Here is a 20,022-nt window from a genome sequence, read left to right on the forward strand (position 1 = left end):
TTTTTGCGTTTTCGGTATTTTGTAGGTCAATGGGGGAGATATGTCGTACACCGAGTTGCCCGGAGCGAAGGTGCCGATCCGGATGTGGGCCGATCCGGCCTCCGTCGAGGACGTCGCCATGCAACAGCTGTACAACGTGTCGACCCTGCCATGGATCAAGGGCCTCGCGGTCATGCCGGATGTGCACTACGGCAAGGGCGCGACGGTCGGTTCGGTCATCGCGATGCACGGCGCGGTCTGCCCGGCGGCGGTCGGGGTGGACATCGGGTGCGGTATGTCCGCCGTCAAGACGTCGCTCACCGCGAATGACCTTCCGGGTGACCTCTCGCGGATGCGGTCGAAGATCGAGCAGGCCATTCCGGTGGGGCGGGCGATGCATGACGAACCGGTGGACCCGGGGCGGCTGCACGGCTTCGCGACCGCTCAGTGGGGGGACTTCTGGTCGCGGTTCGATGGCGTCGCCGAAGCGGTCAAATTCCGTCGGGAGCGTGCCACGAAGCAGCTGGGAACGCTCGGAAGCGGAAACCACTTCATCGAGTTGTGCATCGACTCGACCGACGCGGTGTGGCTGATGCTGCACTCCGGCTCGCGCAACATCGGCAAGGAGCTGGCCGACCACCACATCGGCCAGGCGCAGAAGCTGCCGCACAACCAGGGGCTGGTCGACCGCGATCTGGCGGTCTTCATCTCCGACACCCCGCAGATGGCGGCGTACCGAAACGATCTGTTCTGGGCGCAGGAGTACGCGCAGCACAACCGCGCGATCATGATGGGACTCTTCCAGGACGTCGTCCGCCGGGAGTTCAAGAAGGCGAAGCCGACCTTCGCGCCCGTCATCTCCTGCCACCACAACTACGTCGCCGAAGAGCGCTACGACGGCATGGACCTGCTGGTCACCCGTAAGGGCGCCATCCGCGCGGGCAGCGGCGAGTACGGCATCATCCCCGGCTCGATGGGCACCGGCTCGTACATCGTGAAGGGCCTCGGCAGCGCCGCGTCCTTCAACTCGGCCTCGCACGGCGCGGGTCGCCGGATGAGCCGGAACGCCGCGAAGAAGCGCTTCTCGGCGCGGGACCTGGAGGACCAGACGCGGGGCGTGGAGTGCCGCAAGGACTCCGGCGTCGTGGACGAGATCCCGGCCGCGTACAAGTCGATCGAGCAGGTCATCGACCAGCAGCGGGACTTGGTCGAGGTGGTGGCCAAGCTCAAGCAGGTCGTGTGCGTCAAGGGTTGAGGCTGTGCGGGGCCGGACCGGGGCCGGGAAGGGCTGAGGCTGACGGGGGCCGGTAAGAGCCCCCGGCGCACGCCGGTCCCGGTCAGAGCTCCCGGTGCACCTTGGAGTTGGACGCCTGCGCGCGGGGGCGGACGACCAGGAGGTCGATGTTGACGTGGGCGGGGCGGCTGACGGCCCAGGCGATGGTCTCGGCGACATCGTCGGCGGTCAGCGGCTCGGCCACGCCCGCGTAGACCTTCGCGGCCTTCTCCTGGTCGCCGCGGAAGCGCGTCGTCGCGAACTCGTCGGTCTTGACCATGCCGGGCGCGATCTCGATGACGCGGACCGGGTCGCCGCACAGCTCCAGCCGGAGGGTCTCGGCGATGACGTGCGCGCCGTGCTTGGCCACGACGTAACCGCCGCCGCCCTCGTACGTGCTCAGTCCGGCGGTCGAGGAGAGCACCACGACCGTGCCGTCGCCGGAGGCGGTGAGGGCCGGCAGCAGGGCCTGGGTGATGTTGAGCACGCCCAGGACGTTCACCTCGAACATCGTGCGCCAGTCGGCGGGGTCGGCGCTCGCCACCGGGTCGGCGCCGAGCGCGCCGCCCGCGTTGTTGACCAGGACGCCGACCTCGCCGTCCAGTGAGGCCGCGAAGGCGTCGACGGCCGCTCGGTCCGTGACGTCCAGCGCGTACGCGCTCGCCTCGTGGCCGGACGCGGTCAGCTCGGCGGCGAGGGCCTCGACGCGGTCCTCGCGGCGGGCCGTCAGCAGCACGCGGTAGCCGGCCTCGGCGAGACGGCGCGCGGTGGCGGCGCCGATGCCGCTGCTCGCGCCGGTGACGACTGCGGTGGCGGTACGGGCGGACATGGGGCGGCTCCTGGTCTGCGTCGGCGGGGGCGCGTCGGCGGTGGTGCGGGGGCGTGGGGTGCGCGGGTGGGTGGTGCCCGGGCGTGCGGTGCGCGGGCGCGCTACGCAATGTGGGGGCGTGCGGTGCGGGGCGCGCGCCCTCGGGCCGTACGCCCGTCAGGATATGCAGCCCCGGTCAGCCGCCGCGCGGCGCGTACATGATCACCGAGACGCCCGCCAGGCACACCAGCGCGCCGGCCACGTCGAAGCGGTCCGGCCGGTAGCCGTCCGCGACCATGCCCCACGCGAGCGAGCCCGCGACGAACACTCCGCCGTACGCGGCGAGGATGCGCCCGAAGTTCGCGTCGGGCTGGAGGGTCGCGACGAACCCGTAGACGCCGAGCGCGATGATCCCGGCGCCGATCCACACCCACCCGCGATGCTCGCGCACCCCCTGCCAGACGAGCCAGGCGCCGCCGATCTCGAAGAGCGCGGCCAGCAGGAAGAGGGCGATGGAGCGGGTCACGAGCATGCTCGGCAGATTACGGCGCTGGACGGCGGGTCGGTGTGAAGGGCGAGATGTGGCATCTTCGAGGGCGCGGGAAAGCCGAACGGCTGTGCCGTGTGGCAGGAGCAGGAACGGGCGGGTGCTGGGCGACACCCGCATCCGCACCGACACCGGCGCGTCGATCGTCGCCGTGCTGCGCCGGGCCGACGCGATCTCCTCCCCGACCCCCGCCTTCCGGCTGGCCGGCGGGGACACCCTGATCGTCATCGGCACCCGCGAAGGCGTGGACGCGGCCGCGGCGATTCTGGGCCGGGAGTGACTGGATGCACTCCGCGATATTCCTGATCGAGCTCGGCAGCATCATCCTCGGGCTCGGGCTGCTCGGCCGGTTCGCGGGCCGCTACGGCTTCTCCCCGATACCGCTCTATCTGCTGGCCGGGCTCGCTTTCGGCGAGGGCGGTCTGCTGCCGCTCGGCACCAGCGAGGAGTTCGTCGCGGTCGGGGCGGAGATCGGCGTGGTGCTCCTGCTGCTGATGCTCGGCCTGGAGTACACCGCCTCCGACCTGGTCACCAACCTCAAGACCCAGTACCCGGCGGGCGCCGTCGACTTCGCGCTGAACGCGCTGCCCGGAGCCGCCGCGGCCCTGCTGATGGGCTGGGGGCCGGTGTCCGCCGTGGTGCTGGCCGGCGTCACCTGGATCTCCTCGTCCGGAGTCATCGCCAAGGTGCTCGGCGACCTGGGCCGGATCGGCAACCGCGAGACCCCGGTCATCCTGAGCGTGCTGGTGCTCGAAGACCTCGCGATGGCCGTCTATCTGCCGATCGTGACGGCGCTGCTGGCCGGCGTCGGCCTCGCGGCGGGCAGCCTGACGCTGGCCATCGCGCTCGGCGCGGCCGGGCTCGTGCTGTTCATCGCGGTCCGCTACGGCCGGCTCATCTCGCGCTTCGTGTCCACCGAGGACCCGGAGAAGCTGCTGCTGGTCGTCCTGGGGCTGACCCTGCTGGTGGCCGGCATCGCGCAGCAGTTGCAGGTCTCGGCTGCGGTCGGCGCGTTCCTCGTCGGCATCGCGCTCTCCGGCGAGGTCGCGGAGGGTGCCCATACGCTGCTGAGCCCGCTGCGCGACCTGTTCGCAGCCGTCTTCTTCGTCTTCTTCGGACTGCACACCGACCCGGCGAGCATTCCGCCGGTGCTGGCGCCCGCGCTGATCCTGGCGGTCTGCACGGCCATCACCAAGATCGGTACGGGGTACTGGGCGGCCCGCCGAGCGGGAATCGCCACCCGTGGCCGCTGGCGGGCCGGCGGCGCGCTGGTGGCCCGCGGCGAGTTCTCGATCGTCATCGCGGGGCTGGCGGTGGCCGCGGGCGTCGAGCCCGACCTCGGCCCGCTGGCGACCGCGTACGTCCTGCTGCTCGTGGTGATGGGCCCGCTGGCCGCGCGCTATACGGAACCGGTCGCACGACGGCTGTTCGACCGGGGCGAGCGCGGTGAGCGCGGCGGTGGCGGTCGGGGAGAGACCGCGAGCCAGGAGGACGGAAGCGGCCGGGCCGACGGAGTCGGTGTGGCCGGTGACGTCGGTGTGGCCGGTGAACCGGGCGGGGCGGGTGACGTCGGCCGGAGCGGCGGGAGCGGGGATCCCCGTCCGGTGGGCGAGCCCGATCCCGCGGACGCGCCGTAGGCCGCGGCTCCCGCAGCCCGCGCGGTGCGCCGACCGGCCCTTGAGCCGAACGGCCCTGCATACGCCCCCGGCGTACCCCTTCGGCGGAGCCGGACGTCTACGTCGGACGAGCTGCCGAATCGGTTGCGCGGCCACCGGGAGCAGTGGCATCGTTGATGGCATAAAGCCTCTCATCCAGGCGCTGTAGAGCCGCAGTTGGGCACCTTCGGGCCGAGGTCCGGACGGGAACACACGGGTAGCACGCAATGGCCGGTTCCACGATTACGAGTCTGCTTCAGTCGTTGATGGCGAGCGGCCGGCAAGGGCCCTCGCACGACTGGGCACGCCAGTGTGCCGATGTGCTGGAAGTGGACGGCGTGGCGGTGTCCGTCGGGTTGGGCGGCTCGGAGCTGCTGTGGTTCAGCGACGAGGCCAGCGCCCGCTTGGACGATCTTCAGTTCACCTTGGGAGAGGGGCCCAGCCTGGAGGCCATCCACGACGGGGCCCTGTGCCTGGAGACGGACTTGGAGCGCGCGTCGGCGCAACGATGGCCGGTTTTCGCCCCGGCGGCCGTGGCTGCGGGGGTCCGGGCCGTCTTCGCGTTCCCACTGCGGCTCGGCGCGATCCACGTCGGAGGCATGACCGCCCACCTGCACACCAACGGCCGGCTCGGGCAGAAGATGATCGCCGACGCGCTGGCGATCGCCGACGCCCTGACCGTCCACCTCCTGACGCTGCGACCGTCCCCCGAGGACCCGCACGATTCGGCGCAGCCGCGGGAACCTTCGGGCATCGCGGGGTTGGAGGAACCCCAGAGCCGACTGGAGGCGGAGGAACTCCACGACCTGCCGGGCTCGGGGGACGCCTGCGACCCCCGAGGCACGGCGGAATCCGACCCGCAGGGCCGGGCGGAGCCGCACGGCTTCTCCGACCCGGAGGGATCCCACGGCCGTCCGCGCCCGGTGGGACGCACGGGCCAGCCGGGCCCAGCGCCCCCGGGAGCCTCGGCCGGCTCGGGAGCCCCTGACCCTTCGGCCCACGACGGCTCCGGGGATTCCGGCGGCTCCGCGGCGTCCAACGGGAACCTCTTCAGCGATCTGCACCGCGCCGAGGTGCACCAGGCGACCGGGATGCTGTCCGCACAACTCGAAATACCACTGGCCCACGCCCTGTTGCGGCTGCGCGGATACACCTTCGCTCATGACCGCGGGATCATCGATGTCGCTCGCGACGTCATCGCCGGCCGCTTGGAGTTCCCCCAGGACCCGGCACCGCCCACGCCCCTGTGACACCTGATACGTGACCCCGCGCTGGCATGCGGAGGGCCACTTCCGTCCCCCTGTGCGGCGGAAAGGAAGATGACCATGGACCGAGAGCAGCGACTCGCGGACACCTTCGTGGAGTTGGCCGACACACTCGTCAACGACTTCGACGTGATCGACTTTCTCTACCAGCTGGCGACCAGGTGCGTCGAGCTGCTGGAAGTCACCGACGCGGCGCTGATGCTCGCTCTGCCCGGCCGCGACCTCAACCCGGCCGCCGTCTTGGCGCACCGGCCCGAACTCTCCGACCTGCTCGCCCTGAACGAGCGGGAGGGCCCGGCGCTGGACTGCTACCGCGGTGGCGTCCGGGTCGGCCCGTTCGACCTCCTCGACGGGGATGCCGAGCGCTGGCCGACGTTCACCGCCCAGGCCCGCGAGGCGGGTTACACCGTCGGCTGCGCCCTGCCGCTGCGCCTGCGGCAGGAGGTCATCGGCTCGCTGCTGCTGCTCCACGCCGGCCCCGGGGTGCTGCCGGAGGCCGACGTACGGCTGGCCCAGGCGCTCGCGGACGCCGCGACCATCGGCATCCTGCATGAACAAACCATTCGCCGCAGCACGGACCTCGCAGCCCAGCTCCATATGGCGCTGCACAGCCGGATCGCGGTCGAGCAGGCCAAGGGCGTGCTGGCCGTGCGCGGACGGATGAGCGTCGACGAGGCTTTCCAGACGATGCGCAGCCACGCCCGGCACCACCAGCGGCGGCTCAGCGAAGTCGCCCGCGAAGTGATCGAGACGGGCAATCTGCCGGAGTGGGCACCCCGGCAGTCCGGTGTGACAGGCATGCCCGGGTGACCGGGGGAGGGGGAGGGCCGGACGTGAGGCGGCCCGCGGCCGTCAGGACGAGGCCCGCGGCCGTCAGGACGACTCGACCCGACGGTCACACGGCCCGCCGCCGTGCGCGTCCTGCCGCCCCTCCCGGCAGCCCCCGTCCTCGCGCCCCCTGGCCAGCGCCTCCGTCAGTGTGGGCACCGGGTCGAAGGACTGGAACAGTCCGGTCAGCCGCAGCATCCGCAAGGTCAGCGGGTGATCGCAGACCAGCCGCAGCGTCGCGCCGTGACCGCGCAGCCGCCGGTACGCGCGGCACAGCAGGGACAGGCCCGCGCAGTCGATGAACTCGACCGACCGCAGGTCGATGACGACACCGGTGACGGCACCGGAGACGGCGGTGGGTCCGGCGGCGGGTCCGGCGGAGCGGGCCGGGTGGGGTGGGCTGGTCGCGGTGTCGAGGTGTCCGCCGAGAAGTTCCACGGTGGAGATGTCGATCTCCCCGCGGAGTTCGATGACGGTGTACCCGTACGCGACCCAAGTGCGCACCAAGGGCTCCGGAGCATCGATCTCATCCGGCACTCGGGCCTCAGTGGAACTCATCGGGCTCGGTCTCCCAGATCGGCTCGGTTCGGCTAGGAGGCCGGGGTCTGGGGCCGGGCACATTCTCTTACAACAAAGGGCGGGCCCGGGGATCAAACAGGCGCTGCTTCACCCGCTTGAGTGACGGCAGGAGCGGGCGAAGCGGCTGATAGGCCGCGTGACGACGGGGGCGGGACGGAGGCCGGGCGGCGGCGCGGATGTCCTCGCTGCTCAGACCCGATGGATCGGCACGCATCGCTGCGGATCGCCGACGGGTCAGGGCCAGACCAGGCAGTACGGCTGATGTCCCGCCTCGTGCAGACGATGGCTGAAATCCTGCCATTCGTGCAGCAGTTGGTAGACGTTGTACGCGTCGCGCGGGCCGCCGCGGTCGGGGACGGTGGACCAGATGAAGGCGGCGGCGCCGACGGACTCCTCGCCGACGCCGCGCAGCGGGTCGACGACGGTCATCGGGAGCTTGACGACCGCGTAGTCGGGGTGCAGGACGACGAGTTCGAGCGGCGGGACCTTGTGCAGGGGTATGCCCTCTATGCCGGTGAGGACCATCGCGGCCATCGTCTCCGGTTTGATCTTGGTGAACATGCCGTTGCCGAGTTCGTCGCCGCCGAGTTCCTCGGGGCGCATGGAAATGGGCACTCTGGCCGCGGTCGCGCCGTCGGGCGCGCCGAAGTACTTGTAGGTGACCCCGATGCTCATGCGGCCGCCCCTGCTCGTGCTGCTCTCGGCATCACGCCGGTGGCGTCCTGAACGGGCGCGCTTGGGCACGGGGCCGTCGGTGCCCTCACCCAGTTCGCCACCGCGATGCATATCTCCACCCGACCACTCGCAGCCATGGCCGCGCAACCCGATCATCGTCTCAGAGACCTCCCCCGCGAAGCGGTCCTGAAACGCCCGGCCGTGTGTCCGCGTGAAGCTCTGACACCATGGCTTGCGTGACTTATTCGTACAGTGACCCAGTTTCGCAGACGCGCGGGGGGTGACACCCGGTAAAGCCGGCGGAGCGCGGGGTGAGCCCCGCGCCGTTTCGCCGGCCGGCGCCGCGCACCCGTCCGCCGCTGTCCGCACTGTCGTCGTCCCTACGTCTCCGCAGGTCAGGATCAAAGTGCCTTTTCCGTATGAAGCCCCAGTCTCACAGACGCTCTTCGACCGCGCGGCTCTTGTGACGCCCGGTGGCGTGAACTCTCCGGTGCGCGCGTTCCGCGCCGTGGGCGGTACGCCCCGGTTCATGGTGTCCGGCGCCGGTCCGTACCTCACCGACGCCGACGGCCGGGAGTACGTCGACCTCGTGTGCTCGTGGGGGCCGATGCTGCTCGGGCACGCGCACCCCGAGGTGATCGCGGCGGTCCAGGAGGCCGTCGCGCGCGGCACCTCCTTCGGCACGCCGGGCGAGGGCGAGGTCGCGCTCGCCGAGGAGATCGTCGCGCGGATCGAGCCCGTCGAGCAGGTGCGGCTGGTGTCGTCCGGCACCGAGGCGACCATGTCGGCGATCCGGCTCGCGCGCGGTTTCACCGGCCGCGCGAAGGTGGTCAAGTTCGCCGGCTGCTACCACGGTCACGTGGACGCGCTGCTGGCCGCGGCGGGCTCCGGGGTGGCGACCTTCGGGCTGCCGGACACCCCGGGCGTCACGGGCGCGCAGACCGGCGACACCATCGTGCTCCCGTACAACGACATCGAGGCCGTACGGGCCGCGTTCGCCGCGCACCCGGGCGAGATCGCCTGCGTGATCACCGAGGCGTCGCCGGGCAACATGGGCGTCGTACCGCCGCTGCCCGGCTTCAACCAGGGGCTCGCGGACGCCTGCCGCGCGGACGGCGCGCTCTACATCTCCGACGAGGTCATGACCGGTTTCCGGGTCTCCAAGGCCGGCTGGTACGGGATCGACGGCGTCAAGCCCGACCTGATGACCTTCGGCAAGGTCATGGGCGGCGGCTTCCCGGCGGCGGCCTTCGGCGGCCGGGCCGACGTCATGGGGCGCCTCGCCCCGGTCGGCCCCGTCTACCAGGCGGGCACCCTGTCCGGGAACCCGGTCGCGACCGCGGCGGGCCTCGCGCAGCTGAGGCTGCTGGACGACGCCGCGTACGCGAAGGTCGACGCGGCCTCCGCCGAGGTGCGCGGGCTGGTGACGCGCGCGCTCGACAAGGAGAGCGTCGCGCACCGGGTGCAGGTCGCCGGGAACATGTTCTCGGTGTTCTTCACCGACCGGGCGGTGACCGACTACGAGGGCGCGAAGGCGCAGCAGGCGTTCCGGTACACCCCGTTCTTCCACGCGATGCTCGCGGCGGGCGTCTATCTGCCGCCGTCGGCGTTCGAGTCCTGGTTCCTCTCCACGGCTCACGACGGCGCGGCGATCGAGCGCGTCGCGGCCGCGCTGCCGGGTGCCGCACGCGCCGCCGCCGAGGCGTCGGAATGATGGCGGGCATGACTGATGGCACGGGTACGGCTGACACGGGTATGGCCCATGACGACGGAGACGGCGGCGGAACCGGCAAGGGCGGCCTCCATGGCGGTGCGAGCCTCCATAGCGGTGTGAAGGGGGCGCGGGGCGAGGCCGCGGCGCCCGTCGCCGAGGTGACGACCGTCGTGCATGTGATGCGGCACGGCGAGGTGCACAACCCCGAGGGCGTGCTCTACGGGCGGCTGTCCGGCTATCACCTCTCCGAGCTGGGCCGGCAGATGGCCGACCGGGTCGCCGAGCACCTCGCCGACCGCGACATCACGTATGTCGTCGCCTCGCCGCTGGAGCGCGCGCAGGAGACCGCGACGCCGATCGCCAAGGCGCTCGGCCTGGATCTGGACGTGGACGACCGGCTGCTGGAGGCCGAGAACGTCTTCCAGGGCAAGACCTTCGGCGTCGGCGACGGCGCGCTGAAGAAGCCCGCGAACTGGAAGTACCTCACCAATCCGTTCCGCCCGTCCTGGGGCGAGCCGTACATCGACCAGGTCGTGCGGATGATGGCGGCGCTCGACGCGGCGCGCGACGCGGCGTGGGGGCACGAGGCGGTGTGCGTCTCGCACCAGCTGCCGATCTGGATCGTGCGCAGCTTCGCCGAGCGGCGGCGGCTGTGGCACGATCCGCGCAAGCGTCAGTGCACGCTCGCCTCGGTGACCAGCTTCACGTACCAGGGCGACAGAATCGTTTCGGTCGGCTACTCCGAGCCGGCCCGCGATCTGGTCCCGGCCCATCTGCTCGCGGGCGCGAAGCCTGTGAAGGGTGGGGCCAAAGGGGCGGGTGCCTAAAAACTCATTAATTATCACCGTTCCTCCGTAACCTCCCTGTTCGTCATGCCCTCTTAGTCGATGTCCATCGACAGGGAACGTGGGCATGACGAGCACGGTTGGGGTACGAATGCGCGACATCAGTCGGCGGGGACTACTGGGACTCGGAGTGGGCGCCGCGACGGCACTGGGCGTCGCGAGCTGCTCCTCGGGCCCGGCCTCGGACGGGGACAACGGCCGGGGCAAGGTCCGCAGCGGTCATAACGGGGACCAGCCGCAGGGCAAGCTGATCGGCGACGGCTCGACCGCCGACTACGGCAAGCAGCCGAACCAGCCCAAGGCGGAACGGCTGGAGCCCGGCCAGAAGCCGCCGCAGTTCGTGATCTTCTCCTGGGACGGCGCGGGGGAGGTCGGCAACGGCCTCTTCCCGCGCTTTCGCAAGCTGGCCAGGGAACACAACGCGGGGATGACGTTCTTCCTGTCCGGGCTGTACTGCCTGCCGGAGTCCAAGAAGCGGCTGTACCGGCCGCCGAACAACCCGGTCGGCGCGTCCGCCATCGGCTATCTCACCGACGCCCACATCAAGGCGACGCTGGAGAACGTCCGGCTCGCGTGGCTGGACGGGCACGAGATAGGCACCCACTTCAACGGGCACTTCTGCGGCGGCTCCGGCTCGGTCGGCAACTGGACGCCGGCCCAGTGGCAGGACGAGATCGACCAGGCCGAGTCCTTCGTCACCAAGTGGCGCACGAACACCGGCTTCAAGGACCTCGACCCGCTGCCGTTCGACTACAGCAGGGAAGTGATCGGCGGCCGGACGCCGTGCCTGCTCGGCCAGGACAACCTGCTGCCGACGGCCAGGAAGCTGGGCTGGCGCTACGACGCCAGCTCGCCCGGCGGCCGGCAGGTCTGGCCGGCGAAGAAGCTCGGCGTGTGGGACCTGCCGCTCCAGCTCGTGCCGTTCCCCGGACGCTCCTTCGAGGTGCTGTCGATGGACTACAACATGCTCGCCAACCAGTCGAAGAACGCGACCAAGAGCGACCCGCGCAACTACCCCGGCTGGGAGAAGCAGGCCAAGGGGGCCTACATCGCGGGCTTCCAGCGGGCGTACGAGTCGAACCGGGCGCCCCTCTACATAGGCAACCACTTCGAGGAGTGGAACGGCGGCATATACATGGACGCCGTCGAGGACGCGATCAAGCACATCGCCGACGACAAGCGCGAGGACGTCCGGCTGGTGTCCTTCCGGCAGTACGTCGACTGGCTGGACGCGCAGGACCCGGCGGTGCTCGCGAAGCTGCGGACCCTGGACGTGGGGCAGCGGCCGGCCGCGGGCTGGAAGTCGTTCATGGGCTCGGGGAAGGGCTCCGGAGCATAGGGCTCCGTCGGCTCCGCCGGGTGACCTGCTCGAGCTCCGCCCGGGTGACCTGCTCGAACGAGCCCTGGGACAAGGCGGTACGGATCGGGTGAGGGGGGCGCGGAAAATCGCCCGAAGGCCCATGCGAAACTTTTCACATGAGTGCCAGCCGCGCCCCTCGACGTCCCGTGACCCGCCGTCGTGCAACCGTGTCGGCCGTGGGAGCCGCGGTCGCCGCGCTGGCTCTGTCGGCCTGTGGCTCCGGGGGAGCCGACGGCGGTTCCTCCGACACCAAGTTCGTGTCGGGCCCCGGCGGCATCGACACGGTCGCCAAGGCGGACCGCACGGCCGCGCCGCTGCTGGCCGGCGAGAAGCTGGGCGGCGGCAGGATCGACCTGGCGGACTACCGGGGCAAGATCATCGTGCTCAACGTCTGGGGCTCCTGGTGCGCGCCCTGCCGGGCCGAGGCCACGAACCTGGTGAAGGTCGCCAACGAGACCAAGGCCGACGGCGTGCAGTTCGTGGGGATCAACGCGCGTGACCCCAACAAGGCGCCCGCCGTGAAGTTCGAGAAGGAATTCAAGGTTCCTTACCCGAGCCTCTACGACCCGGTGAGCAAGCAGATGCTGCGCTTCCCGAGAGGCAGCCTCAACCCGAAGGCCATCCCCTCGACGATCGTCATCGACCGGCACGGGAAGATCGCGGCGCGCACGCTCACCGCGCTGAGCGAGAAGAACCTGCGCAAAATGGTCGACCCGCTGATCGCGGAGAAGTGATCCGGTGATCGCTCTCGCCGTCGGAACCGGGGTGAACGAGACCGTCGCCTCCGGGGCGCTGCTGCTGGCACTGCCCGTGGCGATCCTCGGTGGACTGGTCTCCTTCTTCTCGCCGTGCGTCCTGCCGCTGGTGCCGGGATATCTGTCCTACGTCACCGGAATCAGCGGCAGCGACCTGGCCGAGGCCAAGCGGGGCCGGATGGTCGCGGGGGCGTCGCTGTTCGTCCTGGGCTTCACGGCCGTCTTCGTCTCGTACGGGGCGCTGTTCGGCAACTTCGGGCTGACGCTCGAAGAGCACAAGCAGACGATCTCCCGAGTGCTCGGGGCCGTCACCATCCTGCTGGGCCTCGCGTTCATGGGCGTCCTGGGCGGCTTCACCCAGCGCGAGTTCCGTTTCCACAAGAAGCCCACGATGGGGCTGCTGGGCGCGCCGGTGCTGGGCGTCCTGTTCGGTATCGGCTGGACGCCGTGCATCGGCCCGACGCTCGGCGCGGTGCTCTCGCTGTCGATGAACGACGCGAGCGCGGGACGCGGCTCGGTGCTCATGGTCGCGTACTGCGTCGGGCTCGGGCTTCCCTTCATACTGGCCGCGGTCGCCTTCCGACGGGCGCTCGGCGCCTTCGGCTGGGTCAAGCGGCACTACGTCTGGGTCATGCGGATCGGCGGCCTGATGCTGATCGCGGTCGGCGTGCTGCTCGTCACAGGAATCTGGGACAGCATCGTCGCCGACATGCAGGTCTGGGCGTCCAACTTCACCCCGGGAATCTGATCCATGGCCAAGACCGACACTGACAGCACCTCCGGCGCGACACCCGGGAGCGAACCGGGGAGCGAACCCGGCGCGGAATCCGGCACGCGACCGGAATCCGGCACGCGACCGGAATCCGGCACGCGACCGGAATCCGGCACGCGACCGGAATCCGGCACGCACCCGGAATCCGGCACGCACCCGGAAACCGGCTCGGGCTCCGGGGCCGAGGCGGGCACCGAGTCCGAGTCCGGCACCGCCACCGCCACCAGCCGGCACACCGGCAACGACCACGGATTCGGCGTGGCCGGCTCCAAGCTCTCCACGGCTCCGTCCGACGAGAGCGGCCAAGCCGTCCCCGGCTCGTTCGGCGGCGTCCGGCGGCCCGGCCTGGCCGGGCGGCTGAGCTGGCTCGGCCGCGAGACCGTCGGCTGGGTCCGCTGGTTCTGGCGGCAGCTCACCTCGATGCGCGTCGCGCTGATGCTGCTCTTCCTGCTGTCGCTCGCCGCGATCCCCGGTTCGCTGGTGCCGCAGACGAACGTCGACGCGGTCAAGGCCGAGGCGTTCAAGAAGACGCACCAGGCGGTCACCCCGCTCTACGAGAAGCTGCAGATGTTCGACGTCTACAGCTCGGTGTGGTTCTCGGCGATCTACATCCTGCTGTTCATCTCCCTCATCGGCTGCATCGTGCCGCGGAGCTGGCAGTTCGTCGGACAGCTGCGCGGCCGGCCGCCGGTCGCGCCGCGCCGGCTCGACCGGCTGCCCGCCTATACGACCTGGCGCACCGAGGCCGATCCCGGACAGGCGCTGTCCGCCGCGCACGCCCTGCTCAAGCGCAAGCGCTTCCGGGTCGACCCGGCGCCGGAGGGCGGCGACGCGGTCGCGGCCGAGAAGGGCTACCTGCGCGAGACGGGCAACCTCGCCTTCCATATCGCGCTCATCGTGATGCTGATCGCCTTCGCGGTCGGGCAGCTGTGGAAGTCCGAGGGCGGCAAGCTGATCGTCGAGGGCGACGGCTTCAGCAACACGCTGACCCAGTACGACGACTTCAAGTCCGGCAGTCTCTTCGACGACGACGACCTCGACCCCTTCGGCTTCTCGCTGGACGGCTTCGACGCGGACTACGAGCGGACCGGCCCGGAGAAGGCCACCCCGCGCACCTTCCGCGCCCACGTCACCTACTGGAAGGGCGCCGACGGCAAGCCGAAGAAGTCCTCGATCGAGGTGAACGAGCCGCTGGAGGCCGACGGCTCGAAGGTCTACCTCATCGGGCACGGCTACGCCCCGGTCGTCACCATCAAGGACGGGCAGGGAGACGTCGTCTACGACAAGGACGCCGTCGCCTTCCTGCCGCAGGACGGCAAGAACCTCACGTCCTCCGGTGTGGTCAAGGTCCCCGACTACCGGGACAAGAACGGCGAGAAGGACCAGCTCGGGCTGCAGGGCTTCTTCATGCCGACGTACGTACCGGGCAGCGGCCAGATGGCCTCGCAGTTCCCGGCCCTGGACAACCCCGCGCTGTTCCTGACCGCCTTTCACGGCTCACTGGGCATCGACGGCGGCACGCCGCAGAACGTCTACAAGCTCGACACCTCGCGGATGAAGCAGTTCAAGGACGGCCAGGGCGGCAAGTTCAAGCAGATGCTGACCCCCGGCAAGACCATGACGCTGCCGAACGGCGCGGGCACGGTGAAGTTCGAGGGCGTCAGGACCTGGGCCAGCTTCCAGGTCACCCACCAGCCGGGCAACGGCTTCGCGCTCGGCGGCGCGGCCACCGCGGTGGCCGGCCTGGCCGGCTCGCTGTTCATCCAGCGCCGCCGGGTGTGGGTGCGGGCGGTACGGGCCGAGGACGGGCGTACGGTCATCGAGATGGCCGGTCTCGGCCGCAGCGAGTCGGCCAAGCTGCCGGAGGAGCTGGGCGACCTGGCCTTCGCGCTGCAGTCGCACGCGCCCCCGGCGGCGGAGGGCGAATCCGCGGAGGATTCCGCGGAGGAACCCGCGGAGGAATCCGCGGAGGGGGCCGCGAAGGAACCCGCCGCCGTACCCGCGCAGGGACACGCCGGCGACCCCGCCGACGAACCCGCAGACACCGATCATCCTGTTGATCCTTCCGAAGGAGCGCGCGCGTGAATATCGCGGCCGCAGCCAACGAGAACATGGCCCAGACCAGCAATGTGCTGATCTATTCGGCGATGGCGGTCTACACCCTTGCTTTCTTCGCGCTGATCGCGGAGTGGGCGCTGGGCAGCCGCAGCAAGGTCGGCCGCACGGCGTCCGCCCTCACCGGCGACGCCGCCGCGACGGCCGCGGCGGGCACGGTCAAGGTCGACGTCGCCCACAAGGGCGGCGGCGCGGCCGTTCTGGAGCGGCCTAAGATCATCACCCGGTCGGCGGCCGGCAGCCGCGACGTACCGGACGGGCCGGGCGCGGCGGGCAGCAGCGAGAAGGGCGAGCTGTACGGCCGGATCGCGATCTCGCTGACCGTCCTCGCCTTCCTGATCCACGCGGGCGGGGTGCTGACCCGCGCCCTGTCGGTGGAGCGCGCCCCCTGGGGCAATATGTACGAGTTCTCCACCACCTTCGCGATGGTGGCCGTCGGGTCGTACCTCACCCTCTTCGCGCTGAAGAAGAACGTGCGCTGGATGGGTCTGCCGCTCGTCGCCACGGTGCTCCTCGACCTCGGCCTCGCCGTCACCGTCTTGTACACCGAGAGCGACCAGCTGGTTCCCGCGCTCGACTCGTACTGGCTCTGGATCCACGTCTCCACCGCGATCATCTGCGGTGCGGTGTTCTACATCGGCGCGGTCGGCACGCTGCTCTACCTCTTCCGGGACAACTACGAGGCCAAGCTCGCGGATCCGTCCGGCAAGCAGCCCGGCGCGTTCGCCACGTCGGTCCTGGAGCGGCTGCCCGCCGCCGCGAGCCTGGACAAGTTCTCGTACCGGATCAACGCGCTGGTCTTCCCGCTGTGGACCTTCACGATCATCGCGGGCGCGATCTGGGCCGGCGACGCCTGGGGCCGCTACTGGGGCTGGGACCCGAAGGAGACCTGGGCGTTCATCACCTGGGTCGCCTACGCGTGCTACCTGCACGCCCGCGCCACCGCCGGCTGGAAGGGCCGCAAGGCCGCCTACCTGGCGCTGATCGCCTTCGGCTGCTGGATCTTCAACTACTACGGCGTCAACATCTTCATCAACGGCAAGCACTCCTACGCGGGAGTCTGACCAGCGCGGAACCGCTCAGCGGCCCGCCCGCTCCACCGCTCCACCCGGCCCCGCCGGGCCTGCCGACGGCAGCCCCGGCGGGGCCGTCGCGTACGGCCGCTCGTCCGGCAGCAGCCGGGCCGCCGTGTCGAGGTCGCCCTGCCGCACCAGCTCGTGGATCTCGCGGGCCCGCCTGGTGACGTCGGTGATCGACACGGTCCACTCGTCCGCGTACCGCCGGGACGCCTCGCCCGACAGGCCGAGCTGGAGCGACCGGTGCGGCAGCGCCCGCAAGCGCAGGTCGCGCTCCGGATCCCACTGCACGCGCGCGGGCGCGGCCTTCAGCTCCCGCTTCCAGGCGCGCTGGTCCGGGTGAGCGGCGCGGTCGTAGTGCGACAGGCACGCGTTGCGCAGCGCCCAGTCGAAGCCGGAACGGTCGATCTCGATCGCCAGCACGCACTCCTGGTCAGGCTTGGTCGCCCAGCCGCAGCGGTACATCATCCACAGGAACGAGGGCTTGATCCACGTCATCCGCTCCCGCTTCCAGACGGCCGGGAAACGGCCGTCGCGCGCGGCCGGGCCGCCGATGCCGGGGGTGTACGCCTGGTAGACGGTGATCGTCGTCTCGGTGTGGACCGCTCTGATCCGGCGGTACGGCTCGCCCGCGGGGCCCGGCTGGGGCGGCGGCTCGCCCGCGGGGCCCCGCTCATGCGGCGGCTCAGCGGTGCGGCCCGGCTCGTCCGGCGGTTCGCCCACGGGGCGCGGCTCGTTCATGGAGCACAGCTTGCGGTGGCCACAGCCCCGCCCGCGATCGAATTACGGCCGGGGCGGTCCGGGCGGGCCGAACGGGGCCTCCCCGCGGGAGGGGCCTCGGCAGCGGTCAGGACGTCGGCGGAGGGGTGTCCTCCGGGCCGTTCTCGCGGCGCTTGATCTCGTCCTCGCGGCGGCGCAGGTCCGCTTCCCACTCCTTGAGGCGGGCGTCGTCCTCCGGGGCGTCGTCCTCCGCGGGGGCGGGCGTGTCGCCGCCGTTCCCGTCGCCCTTTTTCAGCGACTTGAGGAAATCGGGGTTGTCGTCCGGCGCGACCCACTGCTGCCGGCGGCCCCTGACACCGCCGGCGCCGGGCGCGTACGAGCCGCCGCCGGCGACGGTCCTGCGCGGGCGGCCGACCGCGAGCCAGGCGATCGGGCCGAGGAGGACCTCGCCGAAGAGCAGGATGATGATGACCCAGACCACCTTCGGCAGCTTGCGCACCTCCTTCTCGGGGGTGTTCAAGCAGTCGATGAAGGTGTAGATCCACAGGGCCAGGACCAGCAGGAAGGGCAGATACCTGAGCATGGTGGAGCGGTCCCCCAAAAGCGGCGTTCGGGCCCGGCGCGGACCCGGTGACAGGTCCAGCGTAGAGGGTGCCCGATACTTGGGCTTATGGCATACGACGATCTCCGCTCGTTCCTGCGTGCGCTGGAGCGCGATGGTGAGCTCAAGCGCATCAAGGCCGAAGTCGATCCGTATCTGGAGGTCGCCGAGATCGTCGACCGGGTCAACAAGGCCGGGGGTCCCGCGCTGCTCTTCGAGAACGTGAAGGGCTCCGCGATGCCGCTGGCCATGAATGTCTTCGGCACCGACCGCAGGCTGCTCAAGTCGCTGGGGCTCACGTCCTACGACGAGATCAGCAAGCAGATCGCCGGGCTGCTCAAGCCCGAGCTGCCGCAGGGCTTCATGGGGGTCAGGGAGGCGTTCGGCAAGCTGGCCGGGATGACGCATGTGCCGCCGAAGAAGGTCAAGGACGCGCCCGTCCACGAGGTCGTGCTGACCGGCGACGACGTCGACCTCGACCTGCTGCCCGCACTGTTCACCTGGCCGCGGGACGGCGGGTCGTTCTTCAACCTCGGGCTGACGCACACCAAGCACCCGGAGACGGGCGTGCGCAACCTCGGCCTCTACCGGTTGCAGCGCCACGACAAGCGCACCATCGGGATGCACTGGCAGATCCACAAGGACAGCCGCAACCACTACGCCGTGGCCGCCAAGCGCGGCGAGCGGCTGCCGGTCGCCATCGCCTTCGGCGCGCCGCCCGCCGTGACGTACGCCGCCACCGCCCCGCTGCCCGGCGACATCGACGAGTACCTCTTCGCGGGCTTCGTGCAGGGCAAGCGGGTCGAGATGGTGGACTGCAAGACGGTGCCGCTCCAGGTCCCGGCGCAGGCCGAGGTCGTCATCGAGGGCTGGCTGGAGCCGGGGCAGACGCTGCCCGAGGGGCCGTACGGCGACCACACCGGCTTCTACACGCCGCAGGAGCCGTTCCCCGCGCTGACCATCGACTGCGTGACGATGCGCAAGCGCCCGCTGCTCCAGTCGATCGTCGTCGGCCGGCCGCCGACCGAGGACGGGCCGCTGGGACGGGCGACGGAACGGTTCTTCCTGCCGCTGCTCAAGATCATCATCCCGGACATCGTGGACTACCATCTGCCCGAGTCGGGCGGGTTCCACAACTGCGCGATCGTCTCGATCGACAAGAAGTACCCGAAACACGCGCAGAAGGTCATGCATGCGATCTGGGGCGCGCACATGATGTCGCTGACGAAGTTGATCATCGTGGTGGACGCGGACTGCGATGTGCACGATCTGCACGAGGTGTCCTGGCGGGCGCTGGGCAACACCGACTACGCGCGCGACCTCACCGTCGTCGAGGGGCCGGTCGATCACCTCGACCACGCCTCGTACCAGCAGTTCTGGGGCGGCAAGGCCGGGATCGACGCGACGGCGAAGCTGCCCGAGGAGGGGTACACCCGGGACGGCGGCTGGCCCGGGATGGTCCAGTCCGACCCGGATACGGCGGCGACGGTCGACCGCCGCTGGAAGGAGTACGGCCTGTGAGCGCCGCCGAAGGAATCATCGGGCCCGGCCCGGCGGAGTCCAGCGGCAAGGTGAAAGCCTTCCTGCGGCTCGTGATGATCGAGCACTCGGTCTTCGCGCTGCCCTTCGCCTACATCGCCTCGCTGACCGCGATGTTCCGCTGGGACGGGAACATCCACTGGGGCCGGCTGCTGCTGGTCACCATCGCGATGGTCGGCCTGCGCACCTTCGCGATGGCCTGCAACCGGATCATCGACCGCGAGATCGACGCCCGCAACCCGCGCACCGAGGGCCGCGAACTGGTCACCGGCGCGGTCTCGGTGCGGTCCGCGTGGACCGGCGCGCTGGTCGCCGTCGTCGCCTTCCTCGGCGCGGCGGCGCTGCTCAACCCGCTGTGCCTGGCGCTGGCGCCGATCGCCGTCATCCCGATGGTGGTCTATCCGTACGGCAAGCGGTTCACCCACTTCCCGCACGCCATCCTCGGTCTCGCGCAGGCGATGGGCCCGATCGGCGCGTGGATCGCGGTGACCGGGAGCTGGTCGTGGGAAGCGGTGATCCTCGGGCTCGCGGTGGGCGTCTGGATCGGCGGCTTCGACCTGATCTTCGGCTCGCAGGACGTGGCGGCCGACCGCGCGGGGGGCGTGAAGTCCGTTCCGGCGCGCTTCGGCGTGCCGGCCGCGCTGTACGGGGCGCGCGCCTGCCATGTCGTCACGACGCTGCTGCTCGGCTGGTACGCCGTGGCCACCGACGCGGGGGTGTTCTTCTGGACCGGCCTGCTGATCGTCGTGGCCGCGTTCCTGTACGAGCACACGATCGTCAAGCCGCATGACCTCTCCCGGCTGAACCGGGCCTTCTTCCAGGTCAACGGCTTCATCGGGATCGCGCTCTTCCTCTGCGCGCTGCTGGACCTGCTGGTGCGCGGCCTCAGCGTGTGAGGCGTGGCCTCAGTGTGTGG

General features: G+C 70.6%; 19 protein-coding genes and 1 pseudogene. 14 read left to right on the plus strand and 6 right to left on the minus strand.

Annotated features, from left to right (window positions below; genetic code table 11):
• Nucleotides 1–40 precede the first annotated feature (40 nt).
• The gene (locus QMK28_RS11910; RefSeq protein WP_326437062.1) at nucleotides 41–1,234 is read left to right on the plus strand and encodes an RtcB family protein; all 1,194 of its coding nucleotides are present in this window, start codon (nucleotides 41–43) and stop codon (nucleotides 1,232–1,234) included.
• An 82-nt stretch (nucleotides 1,235–1,316) separates the two neighbouring features.
• On the opposite strand, the gene QMK28_RS11915 is transcribed toward QMK28_RS11910, so the two are convergent.
• Both QMK28_RS11915 and QMK28_RS11920 read right to left on the minus strand, forming a co-directional pair.
• A complete protein-coding gene (locus tag QMK28_RS11915) occupies nucleotides 1,317–2,081 on the minus strand; it encodes an SDR family oxidoreductase (RefSeq protein ID WP_326437063.1) in 765 nt (254 codons plus the stop codon).
• 175 nt (nucleotides 2,082–2,256) lie between these two features.
• Nucleotides 2,257–2,592 carry a YnfA family protein gene (locus QMK28_RS11920; RefSeq protein WP_326437064.1) on the minus strand — a complete coding sequence of 112 codons (336 nt, stop codon included), beginning with the start codon at nucleotides 2,590–2,592 and terminating at the stop codon, nucleotides 2,257–2,259.
• Nucleotides 2,593–2,698: 106 nt separating this feature from the next.
• On the opposite strand from QMK28_RS11920, the pseudogene QMK28_RS11925 reads away from it, so the two are divergent.
• The 4 genes and pseudogenes from QMK28_RS11925 to QMK28_RS11940 form a co-directional block, all read left to right on the plus strand.
• Nucleotides 2,699–2,887 (plus strand): annotated as a pseudogene (locus QMK28_RS11925) (cation:proton antiporter regulatory subunit); the annotation flags it as partial.
• A gap of 4 nt (nucleotides 2,888–2,891) precedes the next feature.
• Nucleotides 2,892–4,244 (plus strand): cation:proton antiporter, encoded by a 1,353-nt coding sequence (locus QMK28_RS11930; RefSeq protein ID WP_326437065.1) that lies wholly within the window; start codon nucleotides 2,892–2,894, stop codon nucleotides 4,242–4,244.
• Between the two features lie 338 nt (nucleotides 4,245–4,582).
• Nucleotides 4,583–5,512 carry an ANTAR domain-containing protein gene (locus QMK28_RS11935; RefSeq protein WP_326437066.1) on the plus strand — a complete coding sequence of 310 codons (930 nt, stop codon included), beginning with the start codon at nucleotides 4,583–4,585 and terminating at the stop codon, nucleotides 5,510–5,512.
• Nucleotides 5,513–5,587: 75 nt separating this feature from the next.
• On the plus strand, nucleotides 5,588–6,337 hold the full coding sequence (locus tag QMK28_RS11940) for a GAF and ANTAR domain-containing protein (protein WP_326437067.1): 750 nt from the start codon (nucleotides 5,588–5,590) through the stop codon (nucleotides 6,335–6,337).
• Between the two features lie 63 nt (nucleotides 6,338–6,400).
• On the opposite strand, the gene QMK28_RS11945 is transcribed toward QMK28_RS11940, so the two are convergent.
• Entirely contained in the window at nucleotides 6,401–6,913 is a 513-nt protein-coding gene (locus tag QMK28_RS11945; RefSeq protein WP_326437068.1) for an anti-sigma factor antagonist, read from the minus strand.
• 255 nt (nucleotides 6,914–7,168) lie between these two features.
• Nucleotides 7,169–7,720 (minus strand): hypothetical protein, encoded by a 552-nt coding sequence (locus QMK28_RS11950; protein ID WP_326437106.1) that lies wholly within the window; start codon nucleotides 7,718–7,720, stop codon nucleotides 7,169–7,171.
• A 295-nt stretch (nucleotides 7,721–8,015) separates the two neighbouring features.
• Here QMK28_RS11950 and hemL point away from each other — a divergent pair, with 295 nt between their 5' ends.
• From hemL to ccsB, 7 genes are all read left to right on the plus strand, one after another.
• Nucleotides 8,016–9,323, plus strand: coding sequence for a glutamate-1-semialdehyde 2,1-aminomutase (hemL, locus tag QMK28_RS11955; RefSeq protein ID WP_326437069.1), 1,308 nt, complete (start codon nucleotides 8,016–8,018; stop codon nucleotides 9,321–9,323).
• 179 nt (nucleotides 9,324–9,502) lie between these two features.
• Complete coding sequence (locus QMK28_RS11960; protein WP_326437107.1) at nucleotides 9,503–10,150, plus strand: histidine phosphatase family protein; 648 nt, start codon at nucleotides 9,503–9,505, stop codon at nucleotides 10,148–10,150.
• A 109-nt stretch (nucleotides 10,151–10,259) separates the two neighbouring features.
• Nucleotides 10,260–11,507 (plus strand): hypothetical protein, encoded by a 1,248-nt coding sequence (locus tag QMK28_RS11965; protein ID WP_326437108.1) that lies wholly within the window; start codon nucleotides 10,260–10,262, stop codon nucleotides 11,505–11,507.
• Between the two features lie 137 nt (nucleotides 11,508–11,644).
• Complete coding sequence (locus QMK28_RS11970) at nucleotides 11,645–12,262, plus strand: TlpA family protein disulfide reductase (protein WP_326437070.1); 618 nt, start codon at nucleotides 11,645–11,647, stop codon at nucleotides 12,260–12,262.
• Between the two features lie 4 nt (nucleotides 12,263–12,266).
• Nucleotides 12,267–13,031, plus strand: a complete 765-nt coding sequence (locus QMK28_RS11975) for a cytochrome c biogenesis CcdA family protein (protein WP_326437071.1) — start codon at nucleotides 12,267–12,269, stop codon at nucleotides 13,029–13,031.
• 3 nt (nucleotides 13,032–13,034) lie between these two features.
• Nucleotides 13,035–15,140 (plus strand): cytochrome c biogenesis protein ResB, encoded by a 2,106-nt coding sequence (gene resB, locus QMK28_RS11980; RefSeq protein ID WP_326437072.1) that lies wholly within the window; start codon nucleotides 13,035–13,037, stop codon nucleotides 15,138–15,140.
• A complete protein-coding gene (ccsB, locus tag QMK28_RS11985; RefSeq protein ID WP_326437073.1) occupies nucleotides 15,137–16,234 on the plus strand; it encodes a c-type cytochrome biogenesis protein CcsB in 1,098 nt (365 codons plus the stop codon). The genes resB and ccsB overlap by 4 nt, the downstream gene beginning before the upstream one ends.
• A gap of 15 nt (nucleotides 16,235–16,249) precedes the next feature.
• On the opposite strand, the gene QMK28_RS11990 is transcribed toward ccsB, so the two are convergent.
• Nucleotides 16,250–16,987 (minus strand): DUF4291 domain-containing protein, encoded by a 738-nt coding sequence (locus QMK28_RS11990; RefSeq protein WP_326437074.1) that lies wholly within the window; start codon nucleotides 16,985–16,987, stop codon nucleotides 16,250–16,252.
• A 106-nt stretch (nucleotides 16,988–17,093) separates the two neighbouring features.
• Entirely contained in the window at nucleotides 17,094–17,549 is a 456-nt protein-coding gene (locus tag QMK28_RS11995) for a PLD nuclease N-terminal domain-containing protein (RefSeq protein ID WP_326437075.1), read from the minus strand.
• A gap of 87 nt (nucleotides 17,550–17,636) precedes the next feature.
• On the opposite strand from QMK28_RS11995, the gene QMK28_RS12000 reads away from it, so the two are divergent.
• Both QMK28_RS12000 and mqnP read left to right on the plus strand, forming a co-directional pair.
• On the plus strand, nucleotides 17,637–19,088 hold the full coding sequence (locus QMK28_RS12000) for a menaquinone biosynthesis decarboxylase (protein WP_326437076.1): 1,452 nt from the start codon (nucleotides 17,637–17,639) through the stop codon (nucleotides 19,086–19,088).
• On the plus strand, nucleotides 19,085–20,002 hold the full coding sequence (gene mqnP, locus QMK28_RS12005; protein ID WP_326437077.1) for a menaquinone biosynthesis prenyltransferase MqnP: 918 nt from the start codon (nucleotides 19,085–19,087) through the stop codon (nucleotides 20,000–20,002). The genes QMK28_RS12000 and mqnP overlap by 4 nt, the downstream gene beginning before the upstream one ends.
• Nucleotides 20,003–20,022 lie beyond the last annotated feature (20 nt).

The organism is Streptomyces sp. H27-D2, assembly GCF_035828615.1.
Taxonomy (GTDB): domain Bacteria; phylum Actinomycetota; class Actinomycetes; order Streptomycetales; family Streptomycetaceae; genus Streptomyces.